The organism is Pseudomonas sp. QE6 (assembly GCF_041379005.1).
GTDB lineage: Bacteria > Pseudomonadota > Gammaproteobacteria > Pseudomonadales > Pseudomonadaceae > Pseudomonas.
This window is the reverse complement of sequence record NZ_CP166873.1, coordinates 3,496,578-3,522,128: the sequence shown is the minus strand read 5'-3', so window position 1 is coordinate 3,522,128 and position 25,551 is coordinate 3,496,578. Positions and strand designations below refer to the sequence as shown.

Annotated in this window: 29 protein-coding genes; 21 read left to right on the top strand and 8 right to left on the bottom strand. The window is 66.9% G+C overall.

Translation table 11 applies throughout. From position 1 onward, the window contains the following. Positions 1-11: 11 nt before the first annotated feature. The 8 genes from ACAW63_RS16405 to ACAW63_RS16370 all read left to right on the top strand — a co-directional run bounded on the left by ACAW63_RS16405 (position 12) and on the right by ACAW63_RS16370 (position 8,489). A complete protein-coding gene (locus ACAW63_RS16405; protein WP_371226841.1) occupies positions 12-794 on the top strand; it encodes an SDR family oxidoreductase in 783 nt (260 codons plus the stop codon). A 287-nt stretch (positions 795-1,081) separates the two neighbouring features. Beyond that, positions 1,082-1,987, top strand: coding sequence for a LysR substrate-binding domain-containing protein (locus ACAW63_RS16400; protein WP_371226839.1), 906 nt, complete (start codon positions 1,082-1,084; stop codon positions 1,985-1,987). Between the two features lie 104 nt (positions 1,988-2,091). Then, the gene (locus ACAW63_RS16395) at positions 2,092-4,257 is read left to right on the top strand and encodes an FUSC family protein (RefSeq protein WP_371226837.1); all 2,166 of its coding nucleotides are present in this window, start codon (positions 2,092-2,094) and stop codon (positions 4,255-4,257) included. Continuing rightward, on the top strand, positions 4,247-4,453 hold the full coding sequence (locus ACAW63_RS16390; RefSeq protein ID WP_371226835.1) for a DUF1656 domain-containing protein: 207 nt from the start codon (positions 4,247-4,249) through the stop codon (positions 4,451-4,453). Before ACAW63_RS16395 ends, ACAW63_RS16390 begins: the two co-directional genes overlap by 11 nt. 1 nt (position 4,454) lies before the next feature. Continuing rightward, positions 4,455-5,441, top strand: coding sequence for a biotin/lipoyl-binding protein (locus ACAW63_RS16385; RefSeq protein WP_371226833.1), 987 nt, complete (start codon positions 4,455-4,457; stop codon positions 5,439-5,441). 59 nt (positions 5,442-5,500) lie between these two features. Continuing rightward, the gene (locus ACAW63_RS16380; RefSeq protein WP_371226831.1) at positions 5,501-6,145 is read left to right on the top strand and encodes a histidine phosphatase family protein; all 645 of its coding nucleotides are present in this window, start codon (positions 5,501-5,503) and stop codon (positions 6,143-6,145) included. A 61-nt stretch (positions 6,146-6,206) separates the two neighbouring features. Continuing rightward, complete coding sequence (locus tag ACAW63_RS16375) at positions 6,207-7,667, top strand: mechanosensitive ion channel domain-containing protein (protein WP_371226829.1); 1,461 nt, start codon at positions 6,207-6,209, stop codon at positions 7,665-7,667. A gap of 66 nt (positions 7,668-7,733) precedes the next feature. After that, positions 7,734-8,489 (top strand): class I SAM-dependent methyltransferase, encoded by a 756-nt coding sequence (locus ACAW63_RS16370; protein WP_371226827.1) that lies wholly within the window; start codon positions 7,734-7,736, stop codon positions 8,487-8,489. Here ACAW63_RS16370 and ACAW63_RS16365 read toward each other — a convergent pair. Both ACAW63_RS16365 and ACAW63_RS16360 read right to left on the bottom strand, forming a co-directional pair. Continuing rightward, a complete protein-coding gene (locus ACAW63_RS16365; RefSeq protein ID WP_371226825.1) occupies positions 8,467-8,838 on the bottom strand; it encodes an SH3 domain-containing protein in 372 nt (123 codons plus the stop codon). The genes ACAW63_RS16370 and ACAW63_RS16365 overlap by 23 nt on opposite strands. 41 nt (positions 8,839-8,879) lie before the next feature. After that, positions 8,880-9,590 (bottom strand): 2OG-Fe(II) oxygenase, encoded by a 711-nt coding sequence (locus ACAW63_RS16360; RefSeq protein ID WP_371226823.1) that lies wholly within the window; start codon positions 9,588-9,590, stop codon positions 8,880-8,882. Between the two features lie 120 nt (positions 9,591-9,710). On the opposite strand from ACAW63_RS16360, the gene ACAW63_RS16355 reads away from it, so the two are divergent. Next, entirely contained in the window at positions 9,711-10,337 is a 627-nt protein-coding gene (locus tag ACAW63_RS16355; protein ID WP_371226821.1) for a class I SAM-dependent methyltransferase, read from the top strand. A 235-nt stretch (positions 10,338-10,572) separates the two neighbouring features. Here the strand turns inward: ACAW63_RS16355 and ACAW63_RS16350 are convergent, their stop codons facing one another. After that, positions 10,573-11,604, bottom strand: a complete 1,032-nt coding sequence (locus ACAW63_RS16350) for an ABC transporter substrate-binding protein (RefSeq protein ID WP_371226819.1) — start codon at positions 11,602-11,604, stop codon at positions 10,573-10,575. Positions 11,605-11,688: 84 nt separating this feature from the next. After that, positions 11,689-12,462, bottom strand: a complete 774-nt coding sequence (locus ACAW63_RS16345; RefSeq protein ID WP_371226817.1) for a class II aldolase/adducin family protein — start codon at positions 12,460-12,462, stop codon at positions 11,689-11,691. A gap of 164 nt (positions 12,463-12,626) precedes the next feature. Here ACAW63_RS16345 and ACAW63_RS16340 point away from each other — a divergent pair, with 164 nt between their 5' ends. Together ACAW63_RS16340 and ACAW63_RS16335 are read left to right on the top strand one after the other, a co-directional pair. Then, positions 12,627-14,027 carry a PLP-dependent aminotransferase family protein gene (locus tag ACAW63_RS16340; RefSeq protein ID WP_371226815.1) on the top strand — a complete coding sequence of 467 codons (1,401 nt, stop codon included), beginning with the start codon at positions 12,627-12,629 and terminating at the stop codon, positions 14,025-14,027. A 163-nt stretch (positions 14,028-14,190) separates the two neighbouring features. Next, the gene (locus ACAW63_RS16335) at positions 14,191-14,892 is read left to right on the top strand and encodes a YebC/PmpR family DNA-binding transcriptional regulator (RefSeq protein WP_275607516.1); all 702 of its coding nucleotides are present in this window, start codon (positions 14,191-14,193) and stop codon (positions 14,890-14,892) included. Between the two features lie 69 nt (positions 14,893-14,961). Here the strand turns inward: ACAW63_RS16335 and ACAW63_RS16330 are convergent, their stop codons facing one another. Then, a complete protein-coding gene (locus ACAW63_RS16330) occupies positions 14,962-15,858 on the bottom strand; it encodes a LysR family transcriptional regulator (RefSeq protein WP_275607517.1) in 897 nt (298 codons plus the stop codon). 131 nt (positions 15,859-15,989) lie between these two features. Here ACAW63_RS16330 and ACAW63_RS16325 point away from each other — a divergent pair, with 131 nt between their 5' ends. From ACAW63_RS16325 to ACAW63_RS16310, 4 genes are all read left to right on the top strand, one after another. Further along, positions 15,990-17,498: a CoA-acylating methylmalonate-semialdehyde dehydrogenase gene (locus ACAW63_RS16325; protein WP_371226813.1), complete on the top strand. Its 1,509-nt coding sequence runs from the start codon at positions 15,990-15,992 to the stop codon at positions 17,496-17,498. Between the two features lie 94 nt (positions 17,499-17,592). Next, a complete protein-coding gene (gene mmsB, locus ACAW63_RS16320) occupies positions 17,593-18,468 on the top strand; it encodes a 3-hydroxyisobutyrate dehydrogenase (protein ID WP_371226810.1) in 876 nt (291 codons plus the stop codon). A gap of 153 nt (positions 18,469-18,621) precedes the next feature. Continuing rightward, positions 18,622-19,542, top strand: a complete 921-nt coding sequence (locus ACAW63_RS16315) for a bestrophin family protein (RefSeq protein ID WP_371226808.1) — start codon at positions 18,622-18,624, stop codon at positions 19,540-19,542. Between the two features lie 22 nt (positions 19,543-19,564). After that, positions 19,565-20,131, top strand: a complete 567-nt coding sequence (locus ACAW63_RS16310) for a flavin reductase family protein (protein ID WP_371226806.1) — start codon at positions 19,565-19,567, stop codon at positions 20,129-20,131. Between the two features lie 187 nt (positions 20,132-20,318). Here the strand turns inward: ACAW63_RS16310 and ACAW63_RS16305 are convergent, their stop codons facing one another. Beyond that, positions 20,319-20,699, bottom strand: coding sequence for a hypothetical protein (locus ACAW63_RS16305; protein WP_371226804.1), 381 nt, complete (start codon positions 20,697-20,699; stop codon positions 20,319-20,321). A 218-nt stretch (positions 20,700-20,917) separates the two neighbouring features. Here ACAW63_RS16305 and ACAW63_RS16300 point away from each other — a divergent pair, with 218 nt between their 5' ends. After that, positions 20,918-21,223, top strand: coding sequence for a transcriptional regulator (locus ACAW63_RS16300; protein WP_275607523.1), 306 nt, complete (start codon positions 20,918-20,920; stop codon positions 21,221-21,223). A 93-nt stretch (positions 21,224-21,316) separates the two neighbouring features. Continuing rightward, positions 21,317-21,502: a hypothetical protein gene (locus ACAW63_RS16295; protein WP_275607524.1), complete on the top strand. Its 186-nt coding sequence runs from the start codon at positions 21,317-21,319 to the stop codon at positions 21,500-21,502. 4 nt (positions 21,503-21,506) lie between these two features. Here the strand turns inward: ACAW63_RS16295 and ACAW63_RS16290 are convergent, their stop codons facing one another. Continuing rightward, complete coding sequence (locus ACAW63_RS16290) at positions 21,507-21,869, bottom strand: hypothetical protein (protein ID WP_371226802.1); 363 nt, start codon at positions 21,867-21,869, stop codon at positions 21,507-21,509. A 287-nt stretch (positions 21,870-22,156) separates the two neighbouring features. Here ACAW63_RS16290 and ACAW63_RS16285 point away from each other — a divergent pair, with 287 nt between their 5' ends. Together ACAW63_RS16285 and ACAW63_RS16280 are read left to right on the top strand one after the other, a co-directional pair. Continuing rightward, positions 22,157-22,870 (top strand): endonuclease, encoded by a 714-nt coding sequence (locus ACAW63_RS16285; RefSeq protein WP_371226800.1) that lies wholly within the window; start codon positions 22,157-22,159, stop codon positions 22,868-22,870. An 88-nt stretch (positions 22,871-22,958) separates the two neighbouring features. Next, a complete protein-coding gene (locus ACAW63_RS16280; RefSeq protein ID WP_371226798.1) occupies positions 22,959-23,465 on the top strand; it encodes a DUF1993 family protein in 507 nt (168 codons plus the stop codon). Positions 23,466-23,495: 30 nt separating this feature from the next. Here the strand turns inward: ACAW63_RS16280 and ACAW63_RS16275 are convergent, their stop codons facing one another. Then, positions 23,496-23,969: an Lrp/AsnC family transcriptional regulator gene (locus tag ACAW63_RS16275; RefSeq protein ID WP_371226796.1), complete on the bottom strand. Its 474-nt coding sequence runs from the start codon at positions 23,967-23,969 to the stop codon at positions 23,496-23,498. A gap of 133 nt (positions 23,970-24,102) precedes the next feature. On the opposite strand from ACAW63_RS16275, the gene ACAW63_RS16270 reads away from it, so the two are divergent. Together ACAW63_RS16270 and ACAW63_RS16265 are read left to right on the top strand one after the other, a co-directional pair. Continuing rightward, entirely contained in the window at positions 24,103-24,438 is a 336-nt protein-coding gene (locus ACAW63_RS16270) for a hypothetical protein (RefSeq protein ID WP_371226794.1), read from the top strand. Between the two features lie 107 nt (positions 24,439-24,545). Then, positions 24,546-25,544 carry a bile acid:sodium symporter family protein gene (locus ACAW63_RS16265; RefSeq protein WP_371226792.1) on the top strand — a complete coding sequence of 333 codons (999 nt, stop codon included), beginning with the start codon at positions 24,546-24,548 and terminating at the stop codon, positions 25,542-25,544. The last annotated feature ends 7 nt before the right edge of the window (positions 25,545-25,551 follow it).

Here is a 25,551-nt window from a genome sequence, read left to right as displayed (position 1 = left end):
AGGAGAACAACATGGATCTAGGCATCAAGGGCCGCTGGGCCGTGGTCTGCGCCGCCAGCAAGGGCCTGGGCAAGGGCTGCGCCCTGGCACTGGCCCGCGAAGGCGTGAACCTGGCGATCAACGCCCGCGACGTCGCCCCCCTCGCCGCCACCGCCGCCGAACTGCGCCAGCTGGGCGTGGAAGTGCGCGAGGTGGCCGGCGACATCAGCGACCCGGATGTACGCGCCGCGCTGTTGGCCGCCTGTCCGCAGGTGGACATCCTGGTCAACAACGCCGGCGGCCCGCCACCCGGCGACTTCCGCAACTGGGAACGCGAGGACTGGCTGCGCGCCCTGGACCTGAACATGCTCACCCCCATCGAGCTGATCAAGGCCACGGTGGACGGCATGGCCGCGCGCGGCTTCGGACGCATCGTCAACATCACCTCCGGCGCGGTGAAGGCGCCGATCGACACGCTCGGCCTGTCCAACGGCGCACGCAGCGGCCTGACCGGTTTCGTCGCCGGCCTCGCCCGTCAGCCTCGGGTGGCCGGCTGCAACGTCACCATCAACGGCCTGCTGCCCGGCTCCTTCGATACCGATCGTTTGCGCAGCGGCCTCCAGCGTGCCGCCGAACTCAGCGGGCGTGACGAGGGTGAACTGGTGGATGCCGAGCGCAAGGCGATTCCCGCCGGCCGCTTCGGCACCGCCGAGGAATTCGGCGCGTTCTGCGCCTTCCTGTGCAGCGCGCAGGCGGGCTATCTGACCGGACAGAACCTGTTGCTCGATGGCGGGGCTTATCCGGGGACGTTCTGATTGCTGAAGGGCAGGGCTGGCGCCGAGCGCACTTGCGCGGGCGCTGGACGGCTCTTCGTAGGAGCGAGCTTGCTCGCGAACAACCCCCTGTTGCGATGCGGTTCGCGAGCAAGCTCGCTCCTACAATACGTGCCACCACGACCGGCCCTGGCACCAGAATCTCTTGCAGGAGCGGGCCATGACCGTGATCGCGGACAAGGTCCGCTCCTACAGGGGACATCAAACCTTCAATCCAACGCACCGATCACACTCTTACAATCCACCCCGCCGCCCCTACAGGCCCGCCGATGAAAGCCCACTCCGACGAACTCAAGACCTTCGCCACGGTGATCGACTGCGGCTCCATCACCGCCGCCGCCGAGCAGCTGGGGCTGACCCCCTCGGCGGTCAGCCGCGCGCTGTCGAAGCTGGAGGAAAAGCTCGGCACCACCCTGCTCAACCGCACCACGCGGCGGATGAAGCTCACCGAGGAAGGCGAGTTCTTCCTCGAACACGCGCGGCACATCCTCGAACAGATGGATGCCCTCGAAGAACGCCTCGCGCTGCGCCAGCAATCCCCCGCAGGGCGCTTGCGGATCAATGCCGCCTCGCCCTTCATGCTGCACGCCGTGGTGCCGCACATCGGCGCCTTCCGCGAGCGCTACCCGGACATCGAACTGCAGCTCAACACCAACGACCTGAACATCGACCTGCTGGAACAGAGCACCGACATCGCCATCCGCATCGGCCAGCTCGCCGACTCCAGCCTGCACGCCCGCCCACTGGGCAGCAGCCGGCTGAACCTGCTGGCCTCGCCGGAGTACCTGGAACGCCACGGCATGCCGGCCGACCTGGACGAACTGCTGGGCCGCACGCTGCTCGGCTTCACCCAGCCCGAGGCGCTGAACGTCTGGCCGCTGCGCCATGCCGGCGGCGACACCCTGGCGATCACCCCGACGCTCTCCGCCTCCAGCGGCGAGACCCTGCGCCAACTGGCCCTGAGCGGCCAGGGCATCGCCTGCCTGGCAGGCTTCATGACGGGCGCCGATATCCGCGCCGGACGTCTGGTGCGGGTGCTGCCGGAACTGACCAGCGAACGCCGCCAGCCGATCCACGCGGTGTACTACCGCAACTCGCAGCTGGCCCTGCGCATCCAGTGCTTCCTCGACTTCATCCAGGAGCGCCTGGTGCAGTCGCAGGACAACACCGGCTGAGGCACGAAGAAATCCCGCAATCTCGGCAATCCTCGACCACACTGTTTTGACCAGCCCCGGCCCTGCGCCGCGGGGTTCGTCAGGTCGACATGAGGGGTGCCGGCATGCCATCGCTGCTGCTGTATCTGCGCGCTGTCATTCATCCGGGCAGGGATACTCTGCTGTTCGCCCTGCGCACCGTGCTCGCCGGGCTGTTGACCCTGTACCTGGCATTCCTGCTGGACCTGGAGCAGCCCAAGTGGGCGACCATGACGGTGGTGATCATCAGCACCCCGCTGGCCGGCATGACCCTGCAGAAAAGCTTCTCCCAGGTGATCGGCACCACCATCGGCGCCATCGTCGCCGTGGCGATCATGGCGCTGTTCCCGCAGGCGCCGCTGCCCTTCATCGTCACCCTGGCGGCCTGGCTGGCGATCTGCACCGCCGGCGGCACCCTGTTGCGCTTCACCCATTCCCACGCCTTCGTCCTCAGCGGTTTCACCGCGGTGATCGTCGCGCTGCTGGCCCAGCCGGCCCCCGACTCCACCTACACCCTGGCCATCACCCGGGTCACCGAGACCCTGCTCGGGGTGGCCTGCGTGACCCTGGTCAGCCTGTTCTTCGCCCGTCCGCAGAGCGTGGCGCGGGGTTACTTCGCCAAGGTCGACCAGTTGATCCGGCTGATCGCCGTGCATGCCGCGGCGGTGATCCGCGGCGAGGAAGCCGAAGAGGATTTCCAGCAACGGCAGATCCAGTTGCTGGGCGAAATCTCCGCACTGGAAATGCTGCGCCGCCACCTCTATTTCGATGCACCGCGCCTGCGCGGGGCCGACGAACTGGTGCAACTGCTGGCCAACCAGCTGGTGCTGATGACCTCGCGGCTGGCCATCCTGCGCCGGCAGCGCAAGCTGATCCAGGCCCGCCTCAGGGGGCCGATCCCGGAGTCGGTACAGCGTCTGCGCGAGGATGAACTGGCCTGCCTGGAAGAACTGGCCGAATACGGCCGCGCCCTGCCCGCCCCGGTGCGCAAGCGGATCACCCGCCTGCGCCAGCGCTTCGACGCCGCCGCGCGCCAGGCCGAGGAGCTGGCCGACGGCCTGCCGACCTCACTGCGTTCCCTGGCCTGGGCGCTGCGCTTCGAGCAGGCGCGGCTGATGCAGCAGCTGGACGAGATGATCGAACTGAGCGATGCGATCCAGGACGGTCGGCCGGGCAACCGTATTTCCCACCGCGGCCAGGCCCATTCCCTCCATCTGGACTTCCACCTCGCGGCGATGAACGCCAGCCGCGCCTTCATCGCCCTGTGCTGCGCCGGCTGGATCTGGGTGGAAACCGCCTGGGACGGCGCCCGCGCCGGGATGATCCTGGTGGGCATCCTCTGTTCCATGCTGGCGACCTTCCCGCGTCCACTGCTGGCCAGCCAGGCGTACCTGCGCGGGCTGGCCCTGGCACTGGTGGCCGCAGCGCTGCTGCAATTCCTGCTGCTGCCCAGCGTCGGCGACTTCGAGATGCTCGCGCTGTTCCTCACCCCGCTGCTCTACGTGATCGCCGTCGGCCTGGCCAACCCGCAGACCGCCGGGATCGGCATCGGCCTGGGACTGTCCACCTTCCTGCTGGTGGGTCCGCAGAACCAGGGCGCCTGGATCAACACCTCGTTGCAATGGTTCGAGTTCGCCGGCGGCTACGTCTGCGCTGGCGTACTGGCGTTGCTGGTATACGCCTGGGTCTTCCCGTTCGACGCCGACGCGCGCCTGCGCCGCCAGTCGCGGCGCACCCGTGCCGAGGTGCGCGCGGTGCTGCTGTCCAAGCCCAGCGAGTCGCGCCGCTTCCTGTTCGAAAGCCGCATGGTCGACCGCCTGGCGATCATGCTCGGGTTGCTGCCGGCGGCCCGCGACAGCCAGTCCGGCGAGCGTTTCCAGTGCAGCCTGGCGAGCATGACCCTGGGCGTGGTGCTGCACCAGTTGCGGCGCGAGAGCCTCAACTCCGACGGCCTGCCGGAGGCCCTGCGCGAACGCCTGTCACTGGTGCTCGACGAACTCGCCGCCTGCCTCGACCAGCCCCCCGCGGCGCCCCTGCAGCGGGTATTGCCGGCCATGCGCGAGCTGGGCACGGAGCTGGACGAGCTGCAATGCCAGAGCGCACCGCTCGGCGGCGAAGCCATGCGCCCGGTATTCGTCAGCGGCGTGGCACTGCTGGTGGCCGCCGCCCTGCTGGAGCGCTTCCGCGACCTCTACAGCGAAGCCGCCCGCTTCCACGACGACCACGGGGAACAGCCGCTCCATGCCCGTTGATATCGAACTGGGCGGCGTCTACCTGCCGCCACTGGCCCAGGCCCTGCTCCTCGCCCTGCCGATCTTCCTGCTGCTGGACTGGACGCTGCGCCGCCTCGGCGTGCTGCGCCTGGTCTGGCACGAGGCGCTGTTCGAGGGCGCGCTCTACAGCTGTATCTGCGCCAGCCTGATCCTGCTCATGGGGGCACTGCACTGACATGCTCGACGTCCGCAAGGCAATCCCGCCGCTGATCACCCTCGCCGTGGTGGCGCTCGCCCTGGTGCTGGGCAGCTACGCCTGGGTCTATTACACCCGCGCGCCCTGGACCCGCGACGCCCGTGTGCGGGCCGACGTGGTGTCGCTGTCGGCGGATGTCACCGGGCGCATCGTCGAGCTGCGCGTACAGGACAACCAGCACGTGAACAAGGGCGACCTGCTGCTGCAGATCGACCCCGCCCGCTACGAACTGGCGGTGCAGCATGCTGAGCGCGCGGTGGAAGTGGCGCGGGCGGCGCTGGGCCAGTCGCAGGCATCCATCGTCGCCAACCAGGCGCTGCTGCGCCAGCGCAGGAGCGAGGAGGTCCGCCGGCGGGAGCTGAAGGCACGCTCGGCGATCTCCAACGAGGAATGGGAAAAGGCCAGTACCGATGTATCCGTGGCCGAGGCCCAGCTGCTGCGCGAACAGGCCAACCTGGGCCTGGCCCAGGCCAACGTCAGCCTGGCCGAAGCGGCGCTGCGCCAGGCACGCCTGGACCTGGAGCGCACCCGCGTGCTGGCGCCAGTCAATGGCTACGTGACCAACCTGCTGACCCGCGCCGGCGACTACGCCACCGCCGGCAGCGCGCTGGTCGCGGTGGTGGACAGCGACTCCTTCCACGTCAGCGGCTACTTCGAGGAAACCAAGCTGCCGCGCATTCACGAAGGCGACCGGGTCCGCATCGAACTGATGAGCGGCGAGCGCTTCGACGGCACCGTGCAAAGCATCGCCTTCGCCATCACCGACCGCGAGAACCTGCCCGGCAGCCGCCTGCTGGCCAACATCAACCCGACCTACACCTGGGTCAAGCTCGCCCAGCGCATCCCGGTGCGCATCGCCATCGACCCCACCTACGCCGGGCGCGACCGCCTGCGCGCCGGGACTACGGCGACCGTCAGCGTGGTGGAGTCCGAGCCCTCGAAAACCGTCGAATCACCGGTTCCGTAGCACGTTTGTCATCCCCGCCGGTCAACATGAGCCCATTCGCACTCTGACCCGGGATCGCTGTGAACCCCACACACGCCGTACGATCCATCGCCAGAACCCCCTACCTGGCCCTCCTGTTGCTGACCGGCATCACCCTGGCGTTGTGCGCCTGGCGTTCGGTCCTCCCCGAATCACTGGACAACCCCAGCGGCAGCGCCTTTCAGCAACGCTGGATGCAGGGCCGGGTGATCCTGCTGATCCGCCACCTGGAGCGCTGCGACCGGACCAGCGCCCCCTGCCTGGGCGCGGCCGATGGCATCACCGTGCGCGCCGCGGAGCTGGCCAAGGGGCTCGGCCGGGCCATCGCCCATTACGGTCTGGCCGCCACCGACATCTACAGCAGCCCGTTGACCCGCACCGCGCAGACGGCGGACCTGATGTTCGACCACACCGTGGCCCGCCAGGACTGGCTCTTCACCTGCAAGAACGACGACCTGCTGGGCCAGATCCGCCAGCACAAGGCCGCCCACCGCAACCTGGTGCTGGTAACCCACAGCGAATGTTTCGACCGTCTGATGCACAACCTCGACAAGCCCGAAGGCGAAACGCCCGAGTACGGCGAGACCCTGGTGCTGTTCGACAACGACAGCGTCTCGCCATGGATCGCGGGCGAGATCGAAGTGCCTGACTGGACGGAGCTGGCGCATCGGCCGAACGCCGGTTGATACGGCTGCCAGAAGCGCTTTTCTGTGCCATCTTTTGCGCATCGTCCCACGGAGAGGCGCGATGCCCGCCCTGCTCAGCCAACACCCCCTGTTCGCCGCCCCGGCGCTGCTGTTGATCGACCTGCTGCTCTGGCGCCTGCTCGGCATGGCCCATCCGCACTGGCGTCTGACCGCGCGCGTGCTCTGCTTCCTGCTGTTCAGCCTGCTGCTGTTCAACGCCGGGATTAACCCGCTGCGCGCCGCGCCCTGGCCCGAGGACCTGCCCAGCCACATGGTCGCCACCGGCGTGCAGATCATCTGGTGGCTGTTCGCCGCGCGCTGCCTGACGGTGGTGCTCGGCTTCCTCCTGGTGCAGCGCGTCGGCCATGCCGGACGGCTGCTGCAGGATGTGGTCGGCGCGCTGATCTTCCTGATCGCCAGCATCGCCGCCGCCGGCTATGTGCTGGAGCTGCCGGTGAAGGGCCTCCTGGCCACCTCCGGGGTGGTCGCCATCGTCCTCGGTCTTGCGTTGCAGAGCACGCTGAGCGACGTGTTCTCCGGCATCGTGCTCAACACCACCAAGCCGTACCAGCTGGACGACTGGATCTCCATCGACGGCATCGAAGGCCGGGTCACCGAGATCGACTGGCGCTCCACCTACCTGCAGACCGCCCAGGGCACCCTGGCGGTGGTGCCCAACTCCCTGGCGGCCAAGGCCAAGCTGCTCAACCTCAGCCGGCCGGCGAATCTCTACGGCTTGAGCCTGAGCCTGACCCTCAGCCCGCGAGTCCGCCCGCGCAAGGCCATCGAGGCGCTGGAGCGCGCCCTGGGCGGCTGCCGCACGCTGCTGGCCAGTCCGGCGCCGACGGTGAGCGTGCGCAAGTCATCGCCCGAGGGCGTGGAGTACGAACTCAGCGGCTTCGTCGCCGCCATGGGCGAGAAGCGCGAGGCGCGCAACCAGCTTTACGATCTGGCCTTCCGCCACTTGCAGGCCGCCGGCATCGAGCTGCTCAGCGATGTCGATATCCCGGCCCGCGAGCATGCCTCCCGCGCCCGCGCGCTGCTGGTGCGTTCCGGCCTGTTCGATGCCCTGGCCGATGCCGAGCGCGACGAGCTGGCGGCCACCATGCAGCGCCAGCCGTTCAAGTCCGGCGACGTACTGCTGGCCGTCGGCGATGTCAGCGACCAGTTGCTGATCATCGACACCGGGGTGGTCAGCGTGACCCTGCCCCATGGCGGACAAACCCTCGAAGCCGGCCGCATGGGGCCCGGCGAGGTGATCGGCGAAGCCGGCGTACTCACCGGCTCCGCCTGGCAGGCGCAGTTCACCGCCCTGAGCGATGGCGCGGTCTATCGCCTCGACAAGGCCGTGCTGGGGCCCTGCCTGGAAGCGCGCCAGGAGATCGCCGAGGCCATGACCCGGCTGCTCGACTTCCGCCAGAAGGCCAGCGCCGCCCTGCTGGTGGAGCAACCGGTGGCCGCACCGCAGCGCGGCCTGGTGGCCTGGCTGAAGCAGTACGCCGGGCGCCGCTACAAGACCTGAGTCGCACTGGCCTCAACGCGGATGGCGGAGCAAGATGGAGCCCCGTCCACCGCGCCGAGGCCCGCCATGCCGACCTGCACCGACACGCGCTCGCTGTTCACCGCCCAGTCCGACGCCTACCGCGCCAATCGCCCGACCTACGACCCGGCTTTCTTCGCCTGGCTGGCCCAGGTCGCGCCCGGCGCGACACGCGCCTGGGACTGCGGCTGCGGTTCGGGCCAGGCCACCGAAGACCTGGCGAAGCACTTCGAGTGGGTCGTCGCCACCGACATCAACGCCACACAGCTGGACAAGGCGCCGCGCCTGCCCAACGTCGACTACCGCTGCGAACCGGCGGAAAGCACCTCGCTGGCGCCGGCCAGCGTCGACCTCACCCTGGTAGCCCAGGCCCTGCACTGGTTCGACGTGCCGCGCTTCTACGAGGAGGTGCGCCGCGTCTCCCGGCCCGAGGCACTGCTGGCGGTGATCTCCTACAACATGCTGAACATCACCCCGGAACTGGACACCCTGGTGAGCCATCTCTACCACGACGTCGTCGGCCCCTACTGGGCGCCCGAGCGCAAGCACGTGGAAACCGGCTACGAAACCATCGCCTTCCCCTTCGAGCAGGTGCCGACGCCGGCCTTCGCCCTGGAGGCGACCTGGGACCTGGCGCGCCTGCTGGGCTACTTCGAAAGCTGGTCCGCCGTCGCCAGCTACCGCGCGGCGACCGGGCTGGACCCGGTGGAGCCGCTGCGCGAGCAGTTCGCCCAGGCCTGGGGCGATGCACCGGAGCGCGCCGTGAGCTGGCCGCTGACCATCAAGCTCGGCCGGGTCCGCTGAGACCGGCTTCGCGCAGGCAGGCCAGCGGCACCCAGCCGGACTCGCCGCCGCCCCGGCTGCACCAGCGCCAGCCGCCCAGTTCCCGGCCGCCTTCCAGCCGCTCGCCGACCTCGACATCGAGTTCGCGGGCGGTGTAGTCCTCCGCTGCGATTCCGGCGCCCGGAGCCGTCAACTGGAAGACCTGCGCCGGCACCCAGCCATCCTTCTGCCCGGCCGTCGAACAGAAGTACCAGTCCTGCCAGCCTTCCTCACCTTCATAGCGCTCGCCCACCGTCAGTGCCGTCCCCTTGCTGAGCGTGATCGGCTCGGGATATTCGCTGCGGTGGGGCCGGATGACCTCGTACCGCATGGGCGTACTCCTGGCTCCATGGAAAGCGCCGATGGTAACGCTCAGAGCGCGTCGTGGAAGATCACCCCGAGGGTGTAGCGCTCGCCGCTGTGCAGGCGGCTGACGCCGTGGCGCAGGTTTACCCGGTGGTAGCCGCGCACGCCCCGCACCGGCCGCTGGGCCACGACGAACACCACGGCATCGCCTTGCCTCAGCGGCACCACCTCCACCCGCGACTGCATGCGCGGGCGCTGCTCGGTGAGGACGAACTCGCCACCCTCGAACTCCTCGCCGGGCCGCGACAGCAGGATCGCCACCTGCAACGGGAAGGCCAGCTCGCCGTAGAGGTCCTGGTGCAGGCAGTTGTAGTCGCCGGCGCCGTAACGCAGCAGCAAGGGCGTCGGGCGCAACTGGCCGGCGGCGTGGCATTGGGCCAGGAAGTCGGCGTGTGTTTCCGGATAGCTGATCCCGGTATCCATGCGTTCGTGCCAGGTATTGGCGATGCTCCGCAGCGGCGGGTAGAAGGCTTCGCGAAGCGCCTGCACCCGCGCTGGCAAGGGATAGGCGAAGTAGCGGTATTCGCCCAGACCGAAATTGTATCGCGCCATCACCACGCGGCTGCGGAACGGCTTGTCCTGCGCGTAGAGCGCACGCAATGCCTCGCACTGGGCCGCGTCGAGCAGGCCGGGAATCAGCGCCTGGCCGCTGGCGTCGAGCTGCGAGGCCAGGGCCGGCCAGTCCAGTTCGGCAATCTGTCGTGCGAGGGTGGTCATGGCTGTGCTCCGGTCAGTCTTGCCGCCAGTCTAGGCCTGCACATGGGTCGCCGTTTGCCGCGGCTGACTTTCAAAGTCGCGTTAAGATGACAGCTCCGATGAATCATCCCCGTGCCCGCAATGAGCCTCGACGACCAGACCCTGCGCGATATTTCCCGGCTGACCCTGGAGCACTACCAGGCCAACGCCGACACCTTCCGCGAAGGCACCTGGGAGCACGATGTCAGCCAGAACATCGCCGCCCTGCTGCGCCATATCCAGGCCGAACCGCCCTTCGCCCTGCTCGACTTCGGCTGCGGCCCCGGCCGCGACCTGTGCGTGTTCCGCTCCATGGGGCACCAGCCGGTCGGGCTGGACGGCTGTCCGAACTTCGTCGCCATGGCCCGAGAGAGCAGCGGTTGCGAGGTCTGGCAGCAGGACTTCCTCGCCCTCGACCTGCCCGCCGAGCGCTTCGACGGCATCTACGCCAACGCCAGCCTGTTCCATGTGCCGCGCCAGGAACTGCCGCGCGTGCTCGGCCAGCTGCGCGACGCGCTGAAGCTAGGCGGCGTGCTGTTCGCCTCCAACCCGCGCGGCGAGAACGCCGAGGGCTGGAACGGCCCGCGCTACGGTTCCTATCACGATTGGGAGAACTGGAAGCAGCTGCTGGAGGCCGCCGGCTTCGTGGAGCTGGAGCATTACTACCGGCCGGCCGGGCTGCCGCGGGAGCAGCAGCCGTGGTTGGCGAGTGTTTGGCGGCGGGTGTAGGGGCGATTTTTGTGCAATGCTTGCTCGCGAACCCGGCGCATCTCGAGCTCGCGGTGATGACGTACGCAGCAAGCCATCCCCACGTCAGCGCCCCGTAGGATGGGTGGAGCGAAGCGATACCCATGCTGTCAGTGCACCGTATTGATGGGTTTCGCTTCGCTCTACGCCATCCTACGAGTATGCAGAAGACCGCGACTCCTACCGGGAGCTAGCGGCCATCACCCGCGGCGCCGGATCAAGGCGCCTTCGCCGCCCAGGCATTGAAGCGCTGCTCCAGATCCTCCCCGTGATCCACCCAGAACGCGAAGTTCACCGGCACCGCCTGCTCCAGGTTCGCCGGCGCCGTGTTCAGGCGCTCGACCAGTTTCGGATCGAGCAACGCGGTGGTGCCCAGGTTGACCGAGCCGTAGCCCAGCTTCAGGGTGTGGATCTTCTGCTGCTCGGGCTTGAGCGAGAAAGCGATGAAGTCCTCGGCGGCCTTCTTGTTCGGGCTGCCCTTGGGGATCGCCCAGGAATCGATGGCATACAGACTGCCGTTCCACACCACCTTCATCGGCGCGCCCTCCTCCTGGGCGGCAAACACGCGGCCGTTGTAGGCGGTGCTCATCACCACGTCGCCGCTGGCGAGGAACTGCATCGGCTGCGCGCCGGATTCCCACCACTGGATCGACGGCTTGATCTGGTCGAGCTTCCTGAACGCGCGGTCCACGCCCTCTTTCGTCGCCAGTACCTGGTACAGGTCTTCCTTCTTCACCCCGTCAGCCAGCAGGGCGATTTCCAGGGTGTACTTGGCGCCCTTGCGCAACGAGCGCTTGCCGGGGAATTTCCGGGTGTCCCAGAAATCCGCCCAGCCGGTCGGGCCATTGGGCAGGCGCTTGGCGTCGTAGGCCATGGCCATCGACCACACCAGCAGGCCGGCGCCGCAGTCGGAGACGGTGCCGGGCACATAATCCGCGGTATTGCCCAGCTTCGCCGGGTCGAGCGTCTCGAAAAGGCCTTCGTCGCAGCCGCGCAGCAGCTCCGGCCCCTCGACCTGCACCACGTCCCAGTTGACGCTGCCGGTATCGACCATGGCCTTGATCTTGCCCATTTCGCCGTTGTACTCGCCGGCGATCACCTTCGCTCCTTCCTTCTTCTCGAAGGGCTTGTAGAAGGCTTCGGTCTGCACGTCCTTGCTGGTGCCGCCGAAGGAGATCACGGTCAGGTCCGCGGCCATGGCGCCGGACGCCACGCCCATGAGCAGGGCTCCCAGAATCGGGTTCTTCATTTCCACCTCTTGGCTTTGTTGTTGGCAGATGGTTAAAGCACGCAGGCGCCCGGCCTCTGCGGGCCGGAGCACGGTGACAGCGGGTCAGCTGCGGTAGTCGGCCTCGCCGTCGGCGATCAGGCGCAGCGCCGACTCCCAGGCGAGCAGGTGCAAGCCGTCGGCCAGGGCTTCCTCTTCCTGCACGGCGACGCGTTCGCACACCGCCTGCGGCGGGTAGCGCAGCTGGCGGCCGCCGGCCAGCGCCTGGATCTGCGCCTGGCAGGCGCGCTCGAGGAAGTAGATCTGGTTGAAGGCTTCGGCGATGCAGCGCCCGGTCGCCAGCAGGCCGTGGTTGCGCAGGATCATCACCATATGGCTGCCCAGGTCGTGCACCAGACGGGAGCGCTCGTCCGGGTCCAGGGCGATGCCCTCGTAGTCGTGGTAGCCCAGGCGGTTATAGAACTTCAGCGCGTGCTGGCTGATCGGCAGCAGGCCTTCTTCCTGGGCGGACACGGCGATGCCGGCGGCGGTGTGGGTATGGATCACGCAGGCCACGTCCTCACGGGCGGCATGCACGGCCGAGTGGATGTTGAAGCCGGCGCGATTGACGCTTTTCGGGCCGAAGCGCGGGTCGATGACGTCGCCGGCGTGGTCGACCTTCACCAGGTCCGAGGCACGCATTTCGTGGAACAGCACGCCGTAGCGGTTGATCAGGTAATGCCCCGGCTCGCCCGGCACCCGCGCGGAGATATGGGTGTCGATGTGGTCGGTCCAGCGGAAATGGGCGATCAGCCGGTACAGCGCGGCGAGGTCGCAACGCGCCTGCCACTCTTCGGTGGAAATACTGGACGGATCGATGTTGTAAGCTGTGTCACGCATGGCGGTTCCTTGTTATCAGGCCGGTGCGGCGCGCTGCCGCATCACCGGGCCGATAGTGCTGGCCCGCGCCACGGCGCACCATGCACAGGAACAAGGCCCCCTCTGCAGTGCTGTTATGGTCGCCGGACCTGTACAGATTTCCCCCTACGTGAACGGACCTTCGGATGCTGTTGCTCGACCCCACCTCGGACATTCCCCTGGTCACCCAGATCGTCGACGGCATCGCCCAGGCCATCGACGAGCAGCGCCTGCGCCCCGGCGCCAAGCTGCCCTCGATCCGCAAGTTCGCCCAGGCCAACGGCGTCAGCCACTTCACCGTGGTCGAGGCCTATGACCGGCTGGTGGCGCGCGGCTGCCTGAACGCCGTACCCAACGCCGGTTTCTACGTGCGCGGCCCGGTGGTCGAAGACAGCGCCGGCAGCGAGGCGCCGCCGGAGTTCGACTTCGACGCTCACCTGCTGCTGCACAAGGTCTTCCAGCCACTGGGCATGGAGATCCGCCCCGGCGTCGGCCTGCTGCCCGAGCACTGGCTCGACGGTGAAGGCCTGCTGCGCGGGTTGCGCAGCCTGGCGCGGGAGGAGCCCACGCAGTTCGGCAACTACGGCCACAGCAAGGGCAACCCGAAGCTGCGCGGCAAGCTGGCCGACCGCCTGGCCGATGCCGGCGTTGCCGCCAGCCCCGAGCAGATCCTGCTGACCGCCGGCGCCAGCCAGGCCCTGGACCTGACGGTGCGCTACCTGGTGCAGCGCGGCGACCCGGTGCTGGTGGACGAGCCCGGTTACCACAACCTGTTCCTCAACCTGCGCCTGCAGGGCGCGCAGCTCCTGGGCGTGCCGCGCAGCGCCGATGGCCTGGACCTCGACCGCCTGGAGCAACTGGCCCGCGAGCATCGGCCCAAGGTCTACTTCACCCAGGCGCGACTGCAGAGCCCCACCGGTGGCAGCCTGTCCCTTGCGGCCAGCCACCGCCTGCTGCAACTGGCGGAGAAGTACGATTTCCTCATCGTCGAGAACGACATCTACGCCGACCTCGATCCCGCCGGGCAGATGCTGCTGGCCAACCTCGACCAACTGGCGCGGGTGATCTACATCGGCAGCCTGTCCAAGGTCATCGCCCCGGCGCTGCGCACGGGCTTCATCGCCGCCCACCCGGAGCTGATCGAGGAGCTGGTGCCGCTGAAGATGGTCAGCGGCCTGACCAGCTCGGAGCTCACCGAGACCCTGGCGCTGGACATCCTCCTGCAGGGCCGCCACCGCAAGCATGTGAAGCAGTTGCGCGACCAGCTCAGCGAGGCCCACGACAGCGTGGCGCGGCGATTGGAGGCGGCCGGCCTGGAAATCTTCCACGAGCCCCGCGCCGGGCTGTTCCTCTGGGCCCGCCACCGCGCGGTGGATGACGCCACCCTGCTCGCCGGCCGAGCCAAGGAGGCGAAGATCCTGCTGTTCCCCGGCCAGCTGTTCATGCCCGACGGGCGCAGCGTGCCGTGGATGCGCTTCAACGTCGCGCATTCGCTGGATGAGCGGCTGTACGACTTCCTCTCCGCCCAGGGCGATCAACCCCTGTAGGAGCGAGCTTGCTCGCGAACGGACCTCCCGGCGACTCCATACATGGACGGTTCGCGAGCAAGCTCGCGCCTACCAAAAGCCTCGCCGGTCCGCCAGATATCGCCAGCGGCCGCGCCAGCCCTTAGACTTGCCGCCTATCAGTCACCGCCAGCTAGAGATCACTATGGGCGCCCAGTGGAAAGCCAAACACAAAGAAGCCGCAGCCAACGCCAAGGGCCGCATCTTCGGCAAACTGTCCAAGGAAATCATGATCGCCGCGCGTAACGGCGCCGATCCGGACATGAACCCGAAACTGCGCCTGGTCGTCGAGCAGGCCAAGAAGGCCTCGATGCCCCGCGACACCCTGGAGCGCGCCATCAAGAAGGGCGCCGGCCTGCTGGACGGCGGCGCCAGCTTCGAGCGCGTGGTCTACGAAGGCTTCGCCCCGCACCGCGTGCCGGTGATCGTCGAATGCCTGACCGACAACGTGAACCGCACCGTCGCGGAAATCCGCGTGCTGTTCCGCAAGGGCCAGCTGGGCGCTTCCGGCTCGGTAGCCTGGGACTTCGATTACCTGGGCATGGTCGAGGCCACCCCGGCCAGCGCCGATGCCGATCCGGAACTGGCCGCCATCGAAGCCGGCGCCCAGGACTTCGAACCGGGCGAGGAAGACGGCGACACCCTGTTCCTCACCGACTCCACCGACCTGGATGCCGTCTGCCGCGCCCTGCCGGAGCACGGTTTCACCGTCGCCTCGGCCAAGCTGGGCTACAAGGCGAAGAACCCGGTCAGCCTGTCCGGCACGGAGCTGGAAGAGGTCGAAGCCTTCCTCGATGCCCTGGATGGCAACGACGACGTGCAGAACCTCTACGTCGGCCTGGCGTAACGCAAACGGGCGGCCAATGGGCCGCCCGTTTTCTTTTGAGGCATGCATCGCATGCTCGATACGTCCGCATTAGCCACTGCGCCCCATCAGTGCATCCTGGCTTCCCTCCGCCTTCTCCCGCAGGAAATCCCAGGTCGTACGCATCCGCGCGATGTCCTTGAGTTCGGTCGGCATCAGCATCCAGAAGGTCCGCACGAATTCGATTTCCCCCGCCAGCACCGGCTGCAATGACGGGTCCTCGGCTGCCGCGAACGCCGGCAGGATCGCCAGCCCGGCGCCTTCCGCCACCGCCCGCTGCTGGGCGAGGATGCTGGTGCACCGCAGCGCCATGTGCAGCGGCCGGCCGATCTCGTCGAGGTATTGCAGCTCCTTGCTGTACAGCAGGTCGTCGACGTAGCCCACCAGCGCGTGATCGCGCAGGTCATCGCGGTTGCGGATCGGTCCGCGTTCGGCCAGATAGTCCTTCGAGGCGTAGAGCCGTAGCACATAGTCGGTCAGCCGGGTGATCAGGTAGGGGCCGCGTCCCGGCCGTTCCAGGGTGATCACGATGTCCGCCTCGTGGCGCGACAGCTGCAACGCCCGTGGCACCGCCAGCAGGTCCACTCCCAGGTGCGGGTGGCGGCGGTTCAGCTCCACCAGTTGCGAGGTCAGCAGGGTCGATCCGTAGCCTTCGGTGGCGCCGATGCGCACCTTGCCGGAGAGGTTGTCCTCGGCCCCCGCCAGGCGCTTCTCGATCACCTTGCAGGCGCTTTCCATCGCCTCAGCCTGGGGCAGCAGGCCGTGGCCGGCCTCGGTCAGCCGGTAGCCGCCCGGCTCGCGCACCAGCAGTTGCGCACCGATACTCTTCTCCAGCGCCTGCAGGCGGCGCGCGACCGTGGTGTGGTCCACGCCCAGGCGGCGGGCCGCGACGGTGAGCTTGCCGGCGCGTGAGAGTTCGAGGAAGAAACGCAGGTTATCCCAATCCATGAATCGCCCCACTTTGCGGCAATTGTGCAAAAACGCAGACCATACTTGCACATCACCGCATTGAGAACATCAAAAATGCACTGTTAGGATCGGTTCAGACAACAAGAAAGCCTCAGGCTGGGAGAATCCCGATGACCGCAACTGCCGTCCCTACCGTCAAACTGTTCCTCGACGGCAAGCCCGTCGAGTCCACCACCTCCGAATGGCGCGATGTGATCAACCCCGCCACCCAGGAAGTCCTCGCCCGCGTGCCCTTCGCCACGCAAGAGGAAGTCGACCGCGCCGTGGCCAGCGCCAAGGCCGCGTTCAAGACCTGGAAGAAAACCCCCATCGGTGCCCGCGCGCGCATCTTCCTCAAGTACCAGCAGCTGATCCGCGAGAACATGAAGGAGCTGGCGGCGATCCTCACCGCCGAACAGGGCAAGACCCTGCCCGACGCCGAAGGCGATGTATTCCGCGGCCTGGAAGTGGTCGAGCACGCGGCCGGTATCGGCAACCTGCAGTTGGGCGAGCTGGCCAACAACGTGGCCGGCGGCGTGGATACCTTCACCCTGCTGCAACCCATCGGCGTCTGCGCCGGCATCACCCCCTTCAACTTCCCGGCGATGATCCCGCTGTGGATGTTCCCGATGGCGATCGCCACCGGCAACACCTTCGTCCTCAAGCCCTCCGAGCAGGACCCGATGGTGACCATGCGCCTGGTCGAACTGGCCCATGAGGCCGGCGTGCCGCCGGGCGTGCTCAACGTCATCCATGGCGGCCCGGACGTGGTGAACGCGATCTGCGACCACCCCGACATCAAGGCCGTTTCCTTCGTCGGCTCGACCCGCGTCGGCACCCACGTCTACAACCGCGCCTCGCAGGCCGGCAAGCGCGTGCAGTGCATGATGGGTGCGAAGAACCACGCCATCGTGCTGCCCGACGCCAACAAGGAGCAGACCCTCAATGCCATCGCCGGCGCCGCCTTCGGTGCCGCTGGGCAGCGCTGCATGGCCCTGTCGGTGGCGATTCTCGTCGGCGAGGCCAACGAATGGATTCCCGAGCTGGTGGCCAAGGCCAGGAGCCTCAAGGTCAGCGGCGGCACCGAAGCCAATACCGACGTCGGCCCGCTGGTTTCCTGCGCCGCGCTGGACCGCGTCAGCGGCCTGATCGAACGCGGCGTCCAGGAAGGCGCCAAGCTGGAGCTGGACGGCCGCAACCCGCAGGTCGCCGGCTACGCCAAGGGCAACTTCGTCGGCCCGACCGTATTCTCCGGCGTCACCCCGCTGATGACCATCTACCGCGAAGAAATCTTCGGCCCGGTACTTTGCGTGGTGTCGGCGAAGACCTTCGACGAGGCCATCGAGCTGATCAACGCCAACCCCAACGGTAACGGCACCGCCCTGTTCACCCGCTCCGGCGCCGCCGCACGGCACTTCAAGGAAGAGATCGACGTGGGCCAGGTCGGCATCAACGTGCCGATCCCGGTGCCGGTGCCGATGTTCTCCTTCACCGGCTCGCGCGGCTCCAAGCTGGGTGATCTCGGCCCGTACGGCAAGCAGGTGGTGCAGTTCTACACCCAGACCAAGACCGTCACCGAACGCTGGTTCGACGAGAACGAAGTCGGTGGCGCGGTGAATACCACCATCCACCTCAAGTAAGCCCTTCCCGCCCCAACCGCTCCGGACGCCAGCCAGGATGCTGGCGGGCCGGGGCCCGTTTCCTGTCCGACCATCAGAACAAGAGGACAACCCCATGCGCATCGGCTTCATCGGACTCGGCAACATGGGCGGCCCCATGGCCGCCAACCTGCTCAAGGCCGGCTTCGACCTGAGCGTCTTCGACCTCTCCGCCAAGGCCGTGGAAGCGGCCGTCACCCTCGGCGCCCGCGCGCTTGCCTCGCCCGCCGAAGTGGCCCGCGACGACGTCGAGGTGATCATCACCATGCTGCCCGCCGCCGCCCACGTGAAGCAGGTCTTCCTCGGCGACGACGGTCTGCTGGCCAACGTGCAGTCCGGCGTGCTGCTGATCGACTCGTCCACCATCGACCCGCTGAACGCTCGCGAGGTCTCCGCCGCCGCCCAGGCCCACGGCAACCCGATGCTGGATGCGCCGGTCTCCGGCGGCACCGCCGGCGCTGCGGCGGGCACCCTGACCTTCATGGTCGGTGGCGAGCAGGCCGACTTCGAACGCGCGCGCCCGGTGCTGGCGGCCATGGGCAAGAACATCGTGCACTGCGGCGGCGCCGGCAACGGCCAGGTGGCCAAGGTGGCGAACAACCTGCTGCTGGGCATTTCCATGATCGGCGTGGCCGAAGCCATGTCCCTGGGCGTGAAGCTGGGGATGGACGCGGAAGTGCTGGCCGGCATCATCAACACCTCCAGTGGCCGCTGCTGGAGCTCGGAGGTGAACAACCCGCTCACCGGCGCGCCGGCGGCGCGCGGCTACAGCGGCGGCTTCGGCACCGACCTGATGCTCAAGGACCTGGGCCTGGCCAGCGAGGCCGCCCGCCAGGTGCGCCAGCCGGTGCTGCTCGGCGCGCTGGCCCAGCAGCTGTTCCAGACCTTCAGCAACCAGGGCAACGGCCAGCTGGACTTCTCGGCGATCGTGAAGCTTTACCAGCAGGGCTAAGCCGCTTCTCACTAGGCGCTTTTCGTAGGAGCGAGCTTGCTCGCGAACCTCCTCGCTGCGGGGTTTTTCGCGAGCAAGCTCGCTCCTACAAGGGCCGCCGCAACCTACCTATCTCGGCTATCATGCGCGCTCCGCCCCACCGGATACCGCCGCATGATCCTCCGCCCGCAAACCCCGACACTCTGGGTCCTGCTGTTCTCGCTGAAGGGCTCGATCATCCCGGCCATCTGGCGCAAGGTGCTCTACACGGTGCTGCTCAGCTCGCTGGTGGTAGCCACCCACGGCACGCTCTACCACTACAAGGTGGTCATCACCTCCACGCCCTTCACCCTCTGGGGCCTGACGCTGGCCATCTTCCTGGGCTTTCGCAACAACGTGGCCTACCAGCGCTTCTGGGAGGCGCGCACCCTGTGGGGCGAGCTGCTGATCGTGACGCGCAACCTCGCCCGCCAGACCCGCTCGCTGCTGCCGGACCTCGACCCGGAAGCTCGCCGCAGCCTGTGCAACCCGCTGATCGCCTTCGCCTACGTGCTACGCGACCAACTGCGCGGCAACCCGCAGAGCGAGGACGTGCGCCGCCTGCTCGGCACAGAAGAAGCGGCCGCGCTGGACACCACCGCTTCCCCAACCAACGCCCTGCTGGCCAGCCTCGGCCAGCGCTTTGCCGAGCGCGCCCGGCAGGCCGGTGCCGGCGACGTTACCCTGGCCGCCATCGACCAGCAGATGACCCGGCTCTCCTACGTGCTCGGCGGCTGCGAGCGCATCCGCAACACCCCGATTCCCTACCCCTACATCCTGATGCTGCACCGCATCGTGCACGTCTACTGCTTCCTGCTGCCGTTCTGCCTGGTCGACAGCATCGGCTGGTTCACCCCGCTGGCGGTGTGCGTGCTGGCCTACACCTTCTTCGGCCTGGATGCCCTGGGCGACCAGATCGCCGACCCGTTCGACACCCAACCCAACGACCTGCCGCTGGACGCCATGAGTCGCAACCTGGAAATCGCCGTGCTGGAAATCCTCGGCGAGACGCCCCTGCCCGAACCGCTGAAGCCGGTGGACGGCCTGCTGCTCTGAGCCCAGCCCCGAGGACCACACCATGAGTCACCTGAAAGACGTGCCGCTGGCAAAGGCCTACCTGCTGCTCAACCACGGCCCGAGCACCCTGGTCACCAGCGAACACGACGGCGTCGCCAACGTCATGGCCGCCGCCTGGGTCATGCCGCTGGACTTCGACCCGCCCAAGCTGCTGCTGGTGCTCGACCGCAACACCTGGTCGCGTCACCTGGTGGAAGGCGCCGGGGCCTTCGTCATCCAGCTGCCCTCGCGCCAGCAGGCGGAACTGACCCTGGCGGTCGGCTCCAGCAACGGCGGCGAGATGAACAAGTTCGAGCAACTGGATATCCGCACCGCGCGGGCACGCCAGATCGAAGCGCCGATCGTCGAAGGCTGCGTGGCCTATCTGGAATGCAAGGTGATCAGCGAGCCGAACAACCAGGAAAAGTACGACCTGTTCATCGCCGAGGTGGTGGCCGCCTACGCGGACGAGCGCGCCTTCTCCAACGGCCGCTGGCACTTCCCCAGCGACGAGTTGCGCACCATTCACTACCAGGCCGGCGGCGCCTTCTTCGCCACCGGCGAGGCCTTCCAGGTCGCGCGCAACTGAGCGTTTTCAGCCATCGCTGACGGCTGCGCCCGGCCAGATGACAGGCATAAAAAAGCCCGCTCGTATGCGGGCTTTTTCATGGGGAGCTAATCCTTTAGCTGGGATTCATACTCCCCTCACTCTCGTGAAAAAATCGTGAAGACTTCATGAGCATTTGCAACAAATTTCGTCGCCCGACGAGACGCCGTCAGCTCGAATAATCCAGGGCCGTCCACACCCGGCTGAGGCCGCCGCTGATCCGGCAGGCGGACAGGTCCTGCTCATCGTCACCGGGCGTCAGACGCACCACGGAATCACCTTCCGCCTCGGTCAGCCACTGCAGCCGGCCGCAGTTGGGCGTGTCGATCACATAACTGGCGGCGATGCTGGAGCGCGCCTTCGGCAGGCGGATGGCGTCATGCACCGTGCCGCGCTCTTCGATGCGCTTGCCGTCGGCGATCAACACCGCCCAGGCCTCACGCCCCTCTATGATCAGATAGGCGCCATTGGCCCTGGGCACGTCCATCGGCGGTTCCGCGCAGCCAGCCAGTACCGCCAGCATCAAGCACGCCATCAGTTTCCCCAGCATTGCTACACCCTCCTCATTCGTCGACGGACCCCGGACGCCATTTCGGCGGTCTGTGGGCTCTCCATGGATTCGGTCAGACAGCGAGGCAATAGTAATCACAAAATACTGTTCATGCATACAGTATTTTGAGAACATTCCTTCAACGACGACAAAGGCGCGACGAACCGGCATCACGGAGCGCCGCATTACGAGGGTCGGTCCCTCTCAAGGAGCGAGCGATGGTGAGCATCCATCAGCTGAAGTACACCGTGAATCACATGGCCATCGATGAAGTGCGCGAAGCCGTCGAGGAGCTGCTCCTCGAAGGGCTGGTCACCGAAGGCAAGACCCCCTTCAGCCGCACGCACTTCAACGCCTGCTTCGCCGAGATCGAGGCGCTGCTGCAACGCGCCGGCTACCATCGCCCGCTGGACGTGGTCGGCTACCAGGGACAGGCCTATGCAATGTTCGACCCCAGCCGCTGGGACGCCGTGGAGGTGCTGCGCTGGCTCAAGGAATACGTCGAGGAGGCGGCGGCCAGCTGACCGCCGAACTGTGCGCGGGAGCGGAGACTTGCGCAGGCCCGTCCTGCGCACTAACGTCCTTGTACTTCCGCTTTTCGAATCAAGGACGATTCCATGGGCGACTCCTCGAATGCCGACAGCTGGCACTGGGCCTACCGCAAACTGCGCAGCTGGGACGTCGGCCGTATCAGCTCCGCCTTCCTTGCCACACTCTTCCACTGGCGCGGCGACACCGGGCTGTTCTACAGCCACGGCGGCCTGCGCAAATCCCGCCTGACCCGCGACGACCAGCGCGACTGACCCGTCAGGGCCGCGTCACCGGGTACACCGCGCCATTGGGGTATTCGATGCTCTGTCGGATGCCCCCTCCGGACTGATCGATGATCACCGTGCTCGAACGCGACTCACCGTAGCCGCGCGGTACCTGCACACCGCCATATCCGTCATTGCGCTGCCACCTCGACGAACTGTCCACGCTGCCGCTGGCCCCCGGGCTGACATAGATGCGCTGGATCACCGGCGGCGATTGCTGCCACTGCGACGAGGACGGGGATTGCCGCTGGTATTGGGGCTGGGGCTCTACATGACCGGAGAACCTCTGCTGCGCCAGCACCGGTGTCGCCAGAGCGCAGCAGGCGATGAGCGCCAGGCTTCCGAGACTCTTCATGGGATGCTCCGGGATATCTGGAAAGGTTTCAGGATACCAATCCATCCCGGGGTTGTGCAGGCCAGACGTCGAATATCGACAAACAATATAAATCATTAAATTTCATATAGTTACATAATAAATATAATCCTGAATATAAAGAAATTCCGCTGATCGCCACCCCCGCCACGGCAAAACCCCGTTCCAACCTGGTCCGCCAGGCTCCAGACAGCCTTGCCATTCGATTGCCACGATTGGCAATTCTTTCTCAATCAGTAAGATGCAGCGACTTTCGTAAGGAATACCTCATGTTCCGACGCTGCCTGTCCCTGCTGCTGATTCTCGCCATTCCCGCCGTTGCCTCCGCCGCCGCACCGCGTACCTTCGAGGAAGCCAAGAAGGTCGGTCGCAAGCTCTATGCCCGGCAATCGGTGGAGTTCTATTGCGGCTGCCGCTACAGCGGCAACACGGTGGACCTCAAGAGTTGCGGCTACACCCCGCGCAAGAACGCCAAGCGTGCCTCGCGCATCGAGTGGGAGCACATCGTCCCGGCCTGGGTGATCGGCCACCAGCGCCAGTGCTGGCAGAGCGGCGGACGCAGCAACTGCTCGCGGCACGACCGCGTCTACCAGAAGGCGGAGGCCGACCTGTTCAACCTGGTGCCGAGCATCGGCGAGGTCAACGGCGACCGAAGCAACTTCAGCTATGGCTGGCTGCCGAAGCAGCCCCCGCAGTACGGCGCCTGCCCGATGGTCATCGACTTCAAGGCGAAGAAGGCCATGCCCCGCCCGCAGATCCGCGGGATGATCGCCCGCACCTACTTCTACATGAGCGACCGCTACGGCCTGAAGCTGTCCAAGCAGGACCGCCAGCTGTTCACCGCCTGGAGCAAGCAGTACCCGGTGGAAACCTGGGAGCATCAGCGCAACCAGATGGTCGGCTGCGTGATGGGCTGGGGCAATCCCTACGTCGGCGAGGTCGATTCCAGCCGCTGTCCGTCACCCCGTGTCGCCGGGCGCTGAAGCCAGGCGACAGCACGCCGGCCCGGCAGTAGACTCCGACAGCCGTCCCCCGCGACGAGCGCCCTTTTCCCTGTCTGGAGTACGCAGCATGTCCTTCTCGATCTACCAGGCCTCCGTTCCCGTCTTCATCCGCATGCTCGGCAACCTCTCGGCGATCCTCGCCAAGGCCCAAGCCCATGCCGAAGCCAAGTCCATCGACCCATCCGTCCTGATCAACGCCCGCCTCGCCCCGGACATGTTCCCGCTGGCGCGCCAGGTGCAGATCGCCAGTGATTCCGCCAAGGGCGCCGGCGCGCGCCTGGCCGGCGTCGAGGTGCCGAGCTTCGCCGACGAGGAAACCACCTTTGCCGAGCTGCAGGCGCGGATCAGCAAGACCGTCGATTTTCTCAAGACCCTGAAGCCCGAGCAGTTCGACGGAGCGGAGAACCGCACCATCGAGCTGAAGCTGCGCACCCGCGAAATCAGCTTCACGGGCGCCGACTTCCTGCTCGGCTTCGTCAACCCGAACTTCTATTTCCACATCACCACCGCCTACGACATCCTGCGCCACAACGGCGTGGAAGTCGGCAAGATGGATTACCTCGGCGGCGTGTGACCGCCCGGGCGCCGGCCACACCGGCGCCCTTCAGCCGCGCGGCAGCGGCAGGCTGGTGGTGGACTTGATCTCGGACAGGGCAACGATGGAGTTGATTTCCTGCACGCCCGGCACCTGGGACAGCCGCTCGAAGAAGAAGCGCTCGTACGCCTCCACGTCCTCCGTGACGATGCGCAGCATGAAGTCCACCGCGCCCATCAGCACATGACACTCGAGCACCTCGGGGAACTCACCGATGGCCTGGGCGAAATCCGTCAGGTGGTTGCGCCCGTGGGCATTGAGCTTAACCTGGGCGAATATCTGGGTGTTCAGGCCGATCTTCTTGCGATCCAGCAGGGTCACCTGCTTGCGGATCACGCCCTCGTCCTTCAAGCGCTGAATCCGGCGCCAGCACGGCGACTGCGACAAACCGATGCGTTCGGCGATCTCGGCGGTGGAGAGCGTCGCCTCCTCCTGCAGCAGGGCGAGGATCTTCCTGTCTTGGGCATCCAAAGAAACTGGCATTAATAATTCCCGAATCTAGTCCATAGAGAATCATTAATGCACAAATTCATCCAGCCATGCAGGAAACAGGCAAATAAATCCTCCCGGCAGTCCGCACAATCTCCTTAACTTCCCTCCCGAACGGCCGGCTGCCATGACCCTTCTCGCGCTCCCCCTTCCCGACTTCCCGCTGGATCGACAGGATCGTCCGGTTCCGGCCGAAACCGCTGCCGACGTTCGCTACCTGATTCGCGCCGAGATCGACGCCGATATCCTCTGCCGGCTGCTGAACCAGTTCGCCTTGCAGGGCCACGTACCAATGGAGGTCGAGGCGTCGCGGCGGGAGGACTGGCTGGACATCGCCTTGCGGGTGAACACCCTGCCCCGGTACCGCGCCGAGGTGATCGCTCAGCGCATGCGCGGGATGGTCAGCGTCTGCTCGGTCGATCTGCATGTCGATGAGCCACGGGCTGTCCGTTCAGCGACATAATCTGGCTCTCTGGCGTTAGCCGGCACATCCCGTCGTGACTAGAGTGCAAGCTACCGCCCGCCTCCGCCGGGCGCGGTCACTTACACAACAACACGAGAGATGTGCCCATGGCTCGCCCACGCCTGCTTCCCGACAACTTCACCCTGGCGCTGATCGCCACCGTGACGGTCGCCAGCCTGTTGCCCTGCGAAGGCACGGCGGCGGTGATCTTCGGCTGGACCACCAACCTGGGCATCGCGCTGCTGTTCTTCCTCCACGGCGCCAAGCTGTCGCGCCAGGCGATCATCGCCGGTGCCACCCACTGGCGCCTGCACCTGCTGATATTCGCCTGCACCTTCATGCTCTTCCCGATCCTCGGTGTTGCACTCAAGCCGGTGCTGTCGCCGCTGGTCACTCCGGACCTGTACCTGGGCATGCTCTACCTGTGCGCCCTGCCCGCCACCGTGCAATCGGCGATCGCCTTCACCTCGCTGGCACGCGGCAACATCCCGGCGGCGATCTGCAGCGCCTCCGCCTCCAGCCTGCTGGGCGTTTTCGTCACTCCGCTGCTGGTGCAGTTGCTGCTCGGCACCCAGGGCGAGACCGGCATGTCGACCCTCGACGCCATCGGCAAGATCACCCTGCAACTGCTGGTGCCCTTCATGGCCGGCCAACTGCTGCGCCCCTGGATCGGCGCCTGGGTCGACCGCCACAAGCCGGTGCTGCGCTACGTCGACCAGGGATCGATCCTGCTGGTGGTCTACACCGCCTTCAGCGCCGCGGTGATCCAGGGGCTCTGGCACCAGATCCCGCTGCCCGCACTGGCCGGACTGACGGTCGCCTGCTGCGTGCTGCTGGCCCTGGTGCTCATCGCCACCAACCTGCTTGGTCGCTACCTCGGCTTCTCCGTGGAAGACCGAATCACCATCGTCTTCTGCGGCTCGAAGAAGAGCCTGGCGACCGGCGTGCCCATGGCCTCGGTGCTGTTCGCCAGCAGCAGCGTGGGCGTGATCCTGCTGCCGCTGATGCTGTTCCACCAGATCCAGCTGATGGTCTGCGCGGTGCTCGCCCAGCGCTACTCCCAGCGGCAGGAAACTGCCCATGGCCCGCTGGAGCGCGCCAACTGAGGGGCAG

Coding starts and splice junctions, on each gene's coding strand:
- ACAW63_RS16300 (WP_275607523.1), top strand. CDS start 20,918: ATGGTGAGCATCCATCAGCTGAAGTACACCGTGAATCACATGGCCATC.
- ACAW63_RS16330 (WP_275607517.1), bottom strand. CDS start 15,858: ATGGATTGGGATAACCTGCGTTTCTTCCTCGAACTCTCACGCGCCGGC.
- ACAW63_RS16315 (WP_371226808.1), top strand. CDS start 18,622: ATGATCCTCCGCCCGCAAACCCCGACACTCTGGGTCCTGCTGTTCTCG.
- ACAW63_RS16370 (WP_371226827.1), top strand. CDS start 7,734: ATGCCGACCTGCACCGACACGCGCTCGCTGTTCACCGCCCAGTCCGAC.
- ACAW63_RS16285 (WP_371226800.1), top strand. CDS start 22,157: ATGTTCCGACGCTGCCTGTCCCTGCTGCTGATTCTCGCCATTCCCGCC.
- ACAW63_RS16395 (WP_371226837.1), top strand. CDS start 2,092: ATGCCATCGCTGCTGCTGTATCTGCGCGCTGTCATTCATCCGGGCAGG.
- ACAW63_RS16305 (WP_371226804.1), bottom strand. CDS start 20,699: ATGCTGGGGAAACTGATGGCGTGCTTGATGCTGGCGGTACTGGCTGGC.
- ACAW63_RS16275 (WP_371226796.1), bottom strand. CDS start 23,969: ATGCCAGTTTCTTTGGATGCCCAAGACAGGAAGATCCTCGCCCTGCTG.
- ACAW63_RS16325 (WP_371226813.1), top strand. CDS start 15,990: ATGACCGCAACTGCCGTCCCTACCGTCAAACTGTTCCTCGACGGCAAG.
- ACAW63_RS16400 (WP_371226839.1), top strand. CDS start 1,082: ATGAAAGCCCACTCCGACGAACTCAAGACCTTCGCCACGGTGATCGAC.
- ACAW63_RS16335 (WP_275607516.1), top strand. CDS start 14,191: ATGGGCGCCCAGTGGAAAGCCAAACACAAAGAAGCCGCAGCCAACGCC.
- mmsB (WP_371226810.1), top strand. CDS start 17,593: ATGCGCATCGGCTTCATCGGACTCGGCAACATGGGCGGCCCCATGGCC.
- ACAW63_RS16405 (WP_371226841.1), top strand. CDS start 12: ATGGATCTAGGCATCAAGGGCCGCTGGGCCGTGGTCTGCGCCGCCAGC.
- ACAW63_RS16360 (WP_371226823.1), bottom strand. CDS start 9,590: ATGACCACCCTCGCACGACAGATTGCCGAACTGGACTGGCCGGCCCTG.
- ACAW63_RS16375 (WP_371226829.1), top strand. CDS start 6,207: ATGCCCGCCCTGCTCAGCCAACACCCCCTGTTCGCCGCCCCGGCGCTG.
- ACAW63_RS16310 (WP_371226806.1), top strand. CDS start 19,565: ATGAGTCACCTGAAAGACGTGCCGCTGGCAAAGGCCTACCTGCTGCTC.
- ACAW63_RS16355 (WP_371226821.1), top strand. CDS start 9,711: ATGAGCCTCGACGACCAGACCCTGCGCGATATTTCCCGGCTGACCCTG.
- ACAW63_RS16265 (WP_371226792.1), top strand. CDS start 24,546: ATGGCTCGCCCACGCCTGCTTCCCGACAACTTCACCCTGGCGCTGATC.
- ACAW63_RS16365 (WP_371226825.1), bottom strand. CDS start 8,838: ATGCGGTACGAGGTCATCCGGCCCCACCGCAGCGAATATCCCGAGCCG.
- ACAW63_RS16345 (WP_371226817.1), bottom strand. CDS start 12,462: ATGCGTGACACAGCTTACAACATCGATCCGTCCAGTATTTCCACCGAA.
- ACAW63_RS16390 (WP_371226835.1), top strand. CDS start 4,247: ATGCCCGTTGATATCGAACTGGGCGGCGTCTACCTGCCGCCACTGGCC.
- ACAW63_RS16295 (WP_275607524.1), top strand. CDS start 21,317: ATGGGCGACTCCTCGAATGCCGACAGCTGGCACTGGGCCTACCGCAAA.
- ACAW63_RS16350 (WP_371226819.1), bottom strand. CDS start 11,604: ATGAAGAACCCGATTCTGGGAGCCCTGCTCATGGGCGTGGCGTCCGGC.
- ACAW63_RS16270 (WP_371226794.1), top strand. CDS start 24,103: ATGACCCTTCTCGCGCTCCCCCTTCCCGACTTCCCGCTGGATCGACAG.
- ACAW63_RS16385 (WP_371226833.1), top strand. CDS start 4,455: ATGCTCGACGTCCGCAAGGCAATCCCGCCGCTGATCACCCTCGCCGTG.
- ACAW63_RS16340 (WP_371226815.1), top strand. CDS start 12,627: ATGCTGTTGCTCGACCCCACCTCGGACATTCCCCTGGTCACCCAGATC.
- ACAW63_RS16280 (WP_371226798.1), top strand. CDS start 22,959: ATGTCCTTCTCGATCTACCAGGCCTCCGTTCCCGTCTTCATCCGCATG.
- ACAW63_RS16290 (WP_371226802.1), bottom strand. CDS start 21,869: ATGAAGAGTCTCGGAAGCCTGGCGCTCATCGCCTGCTGCGCTCTGGCG.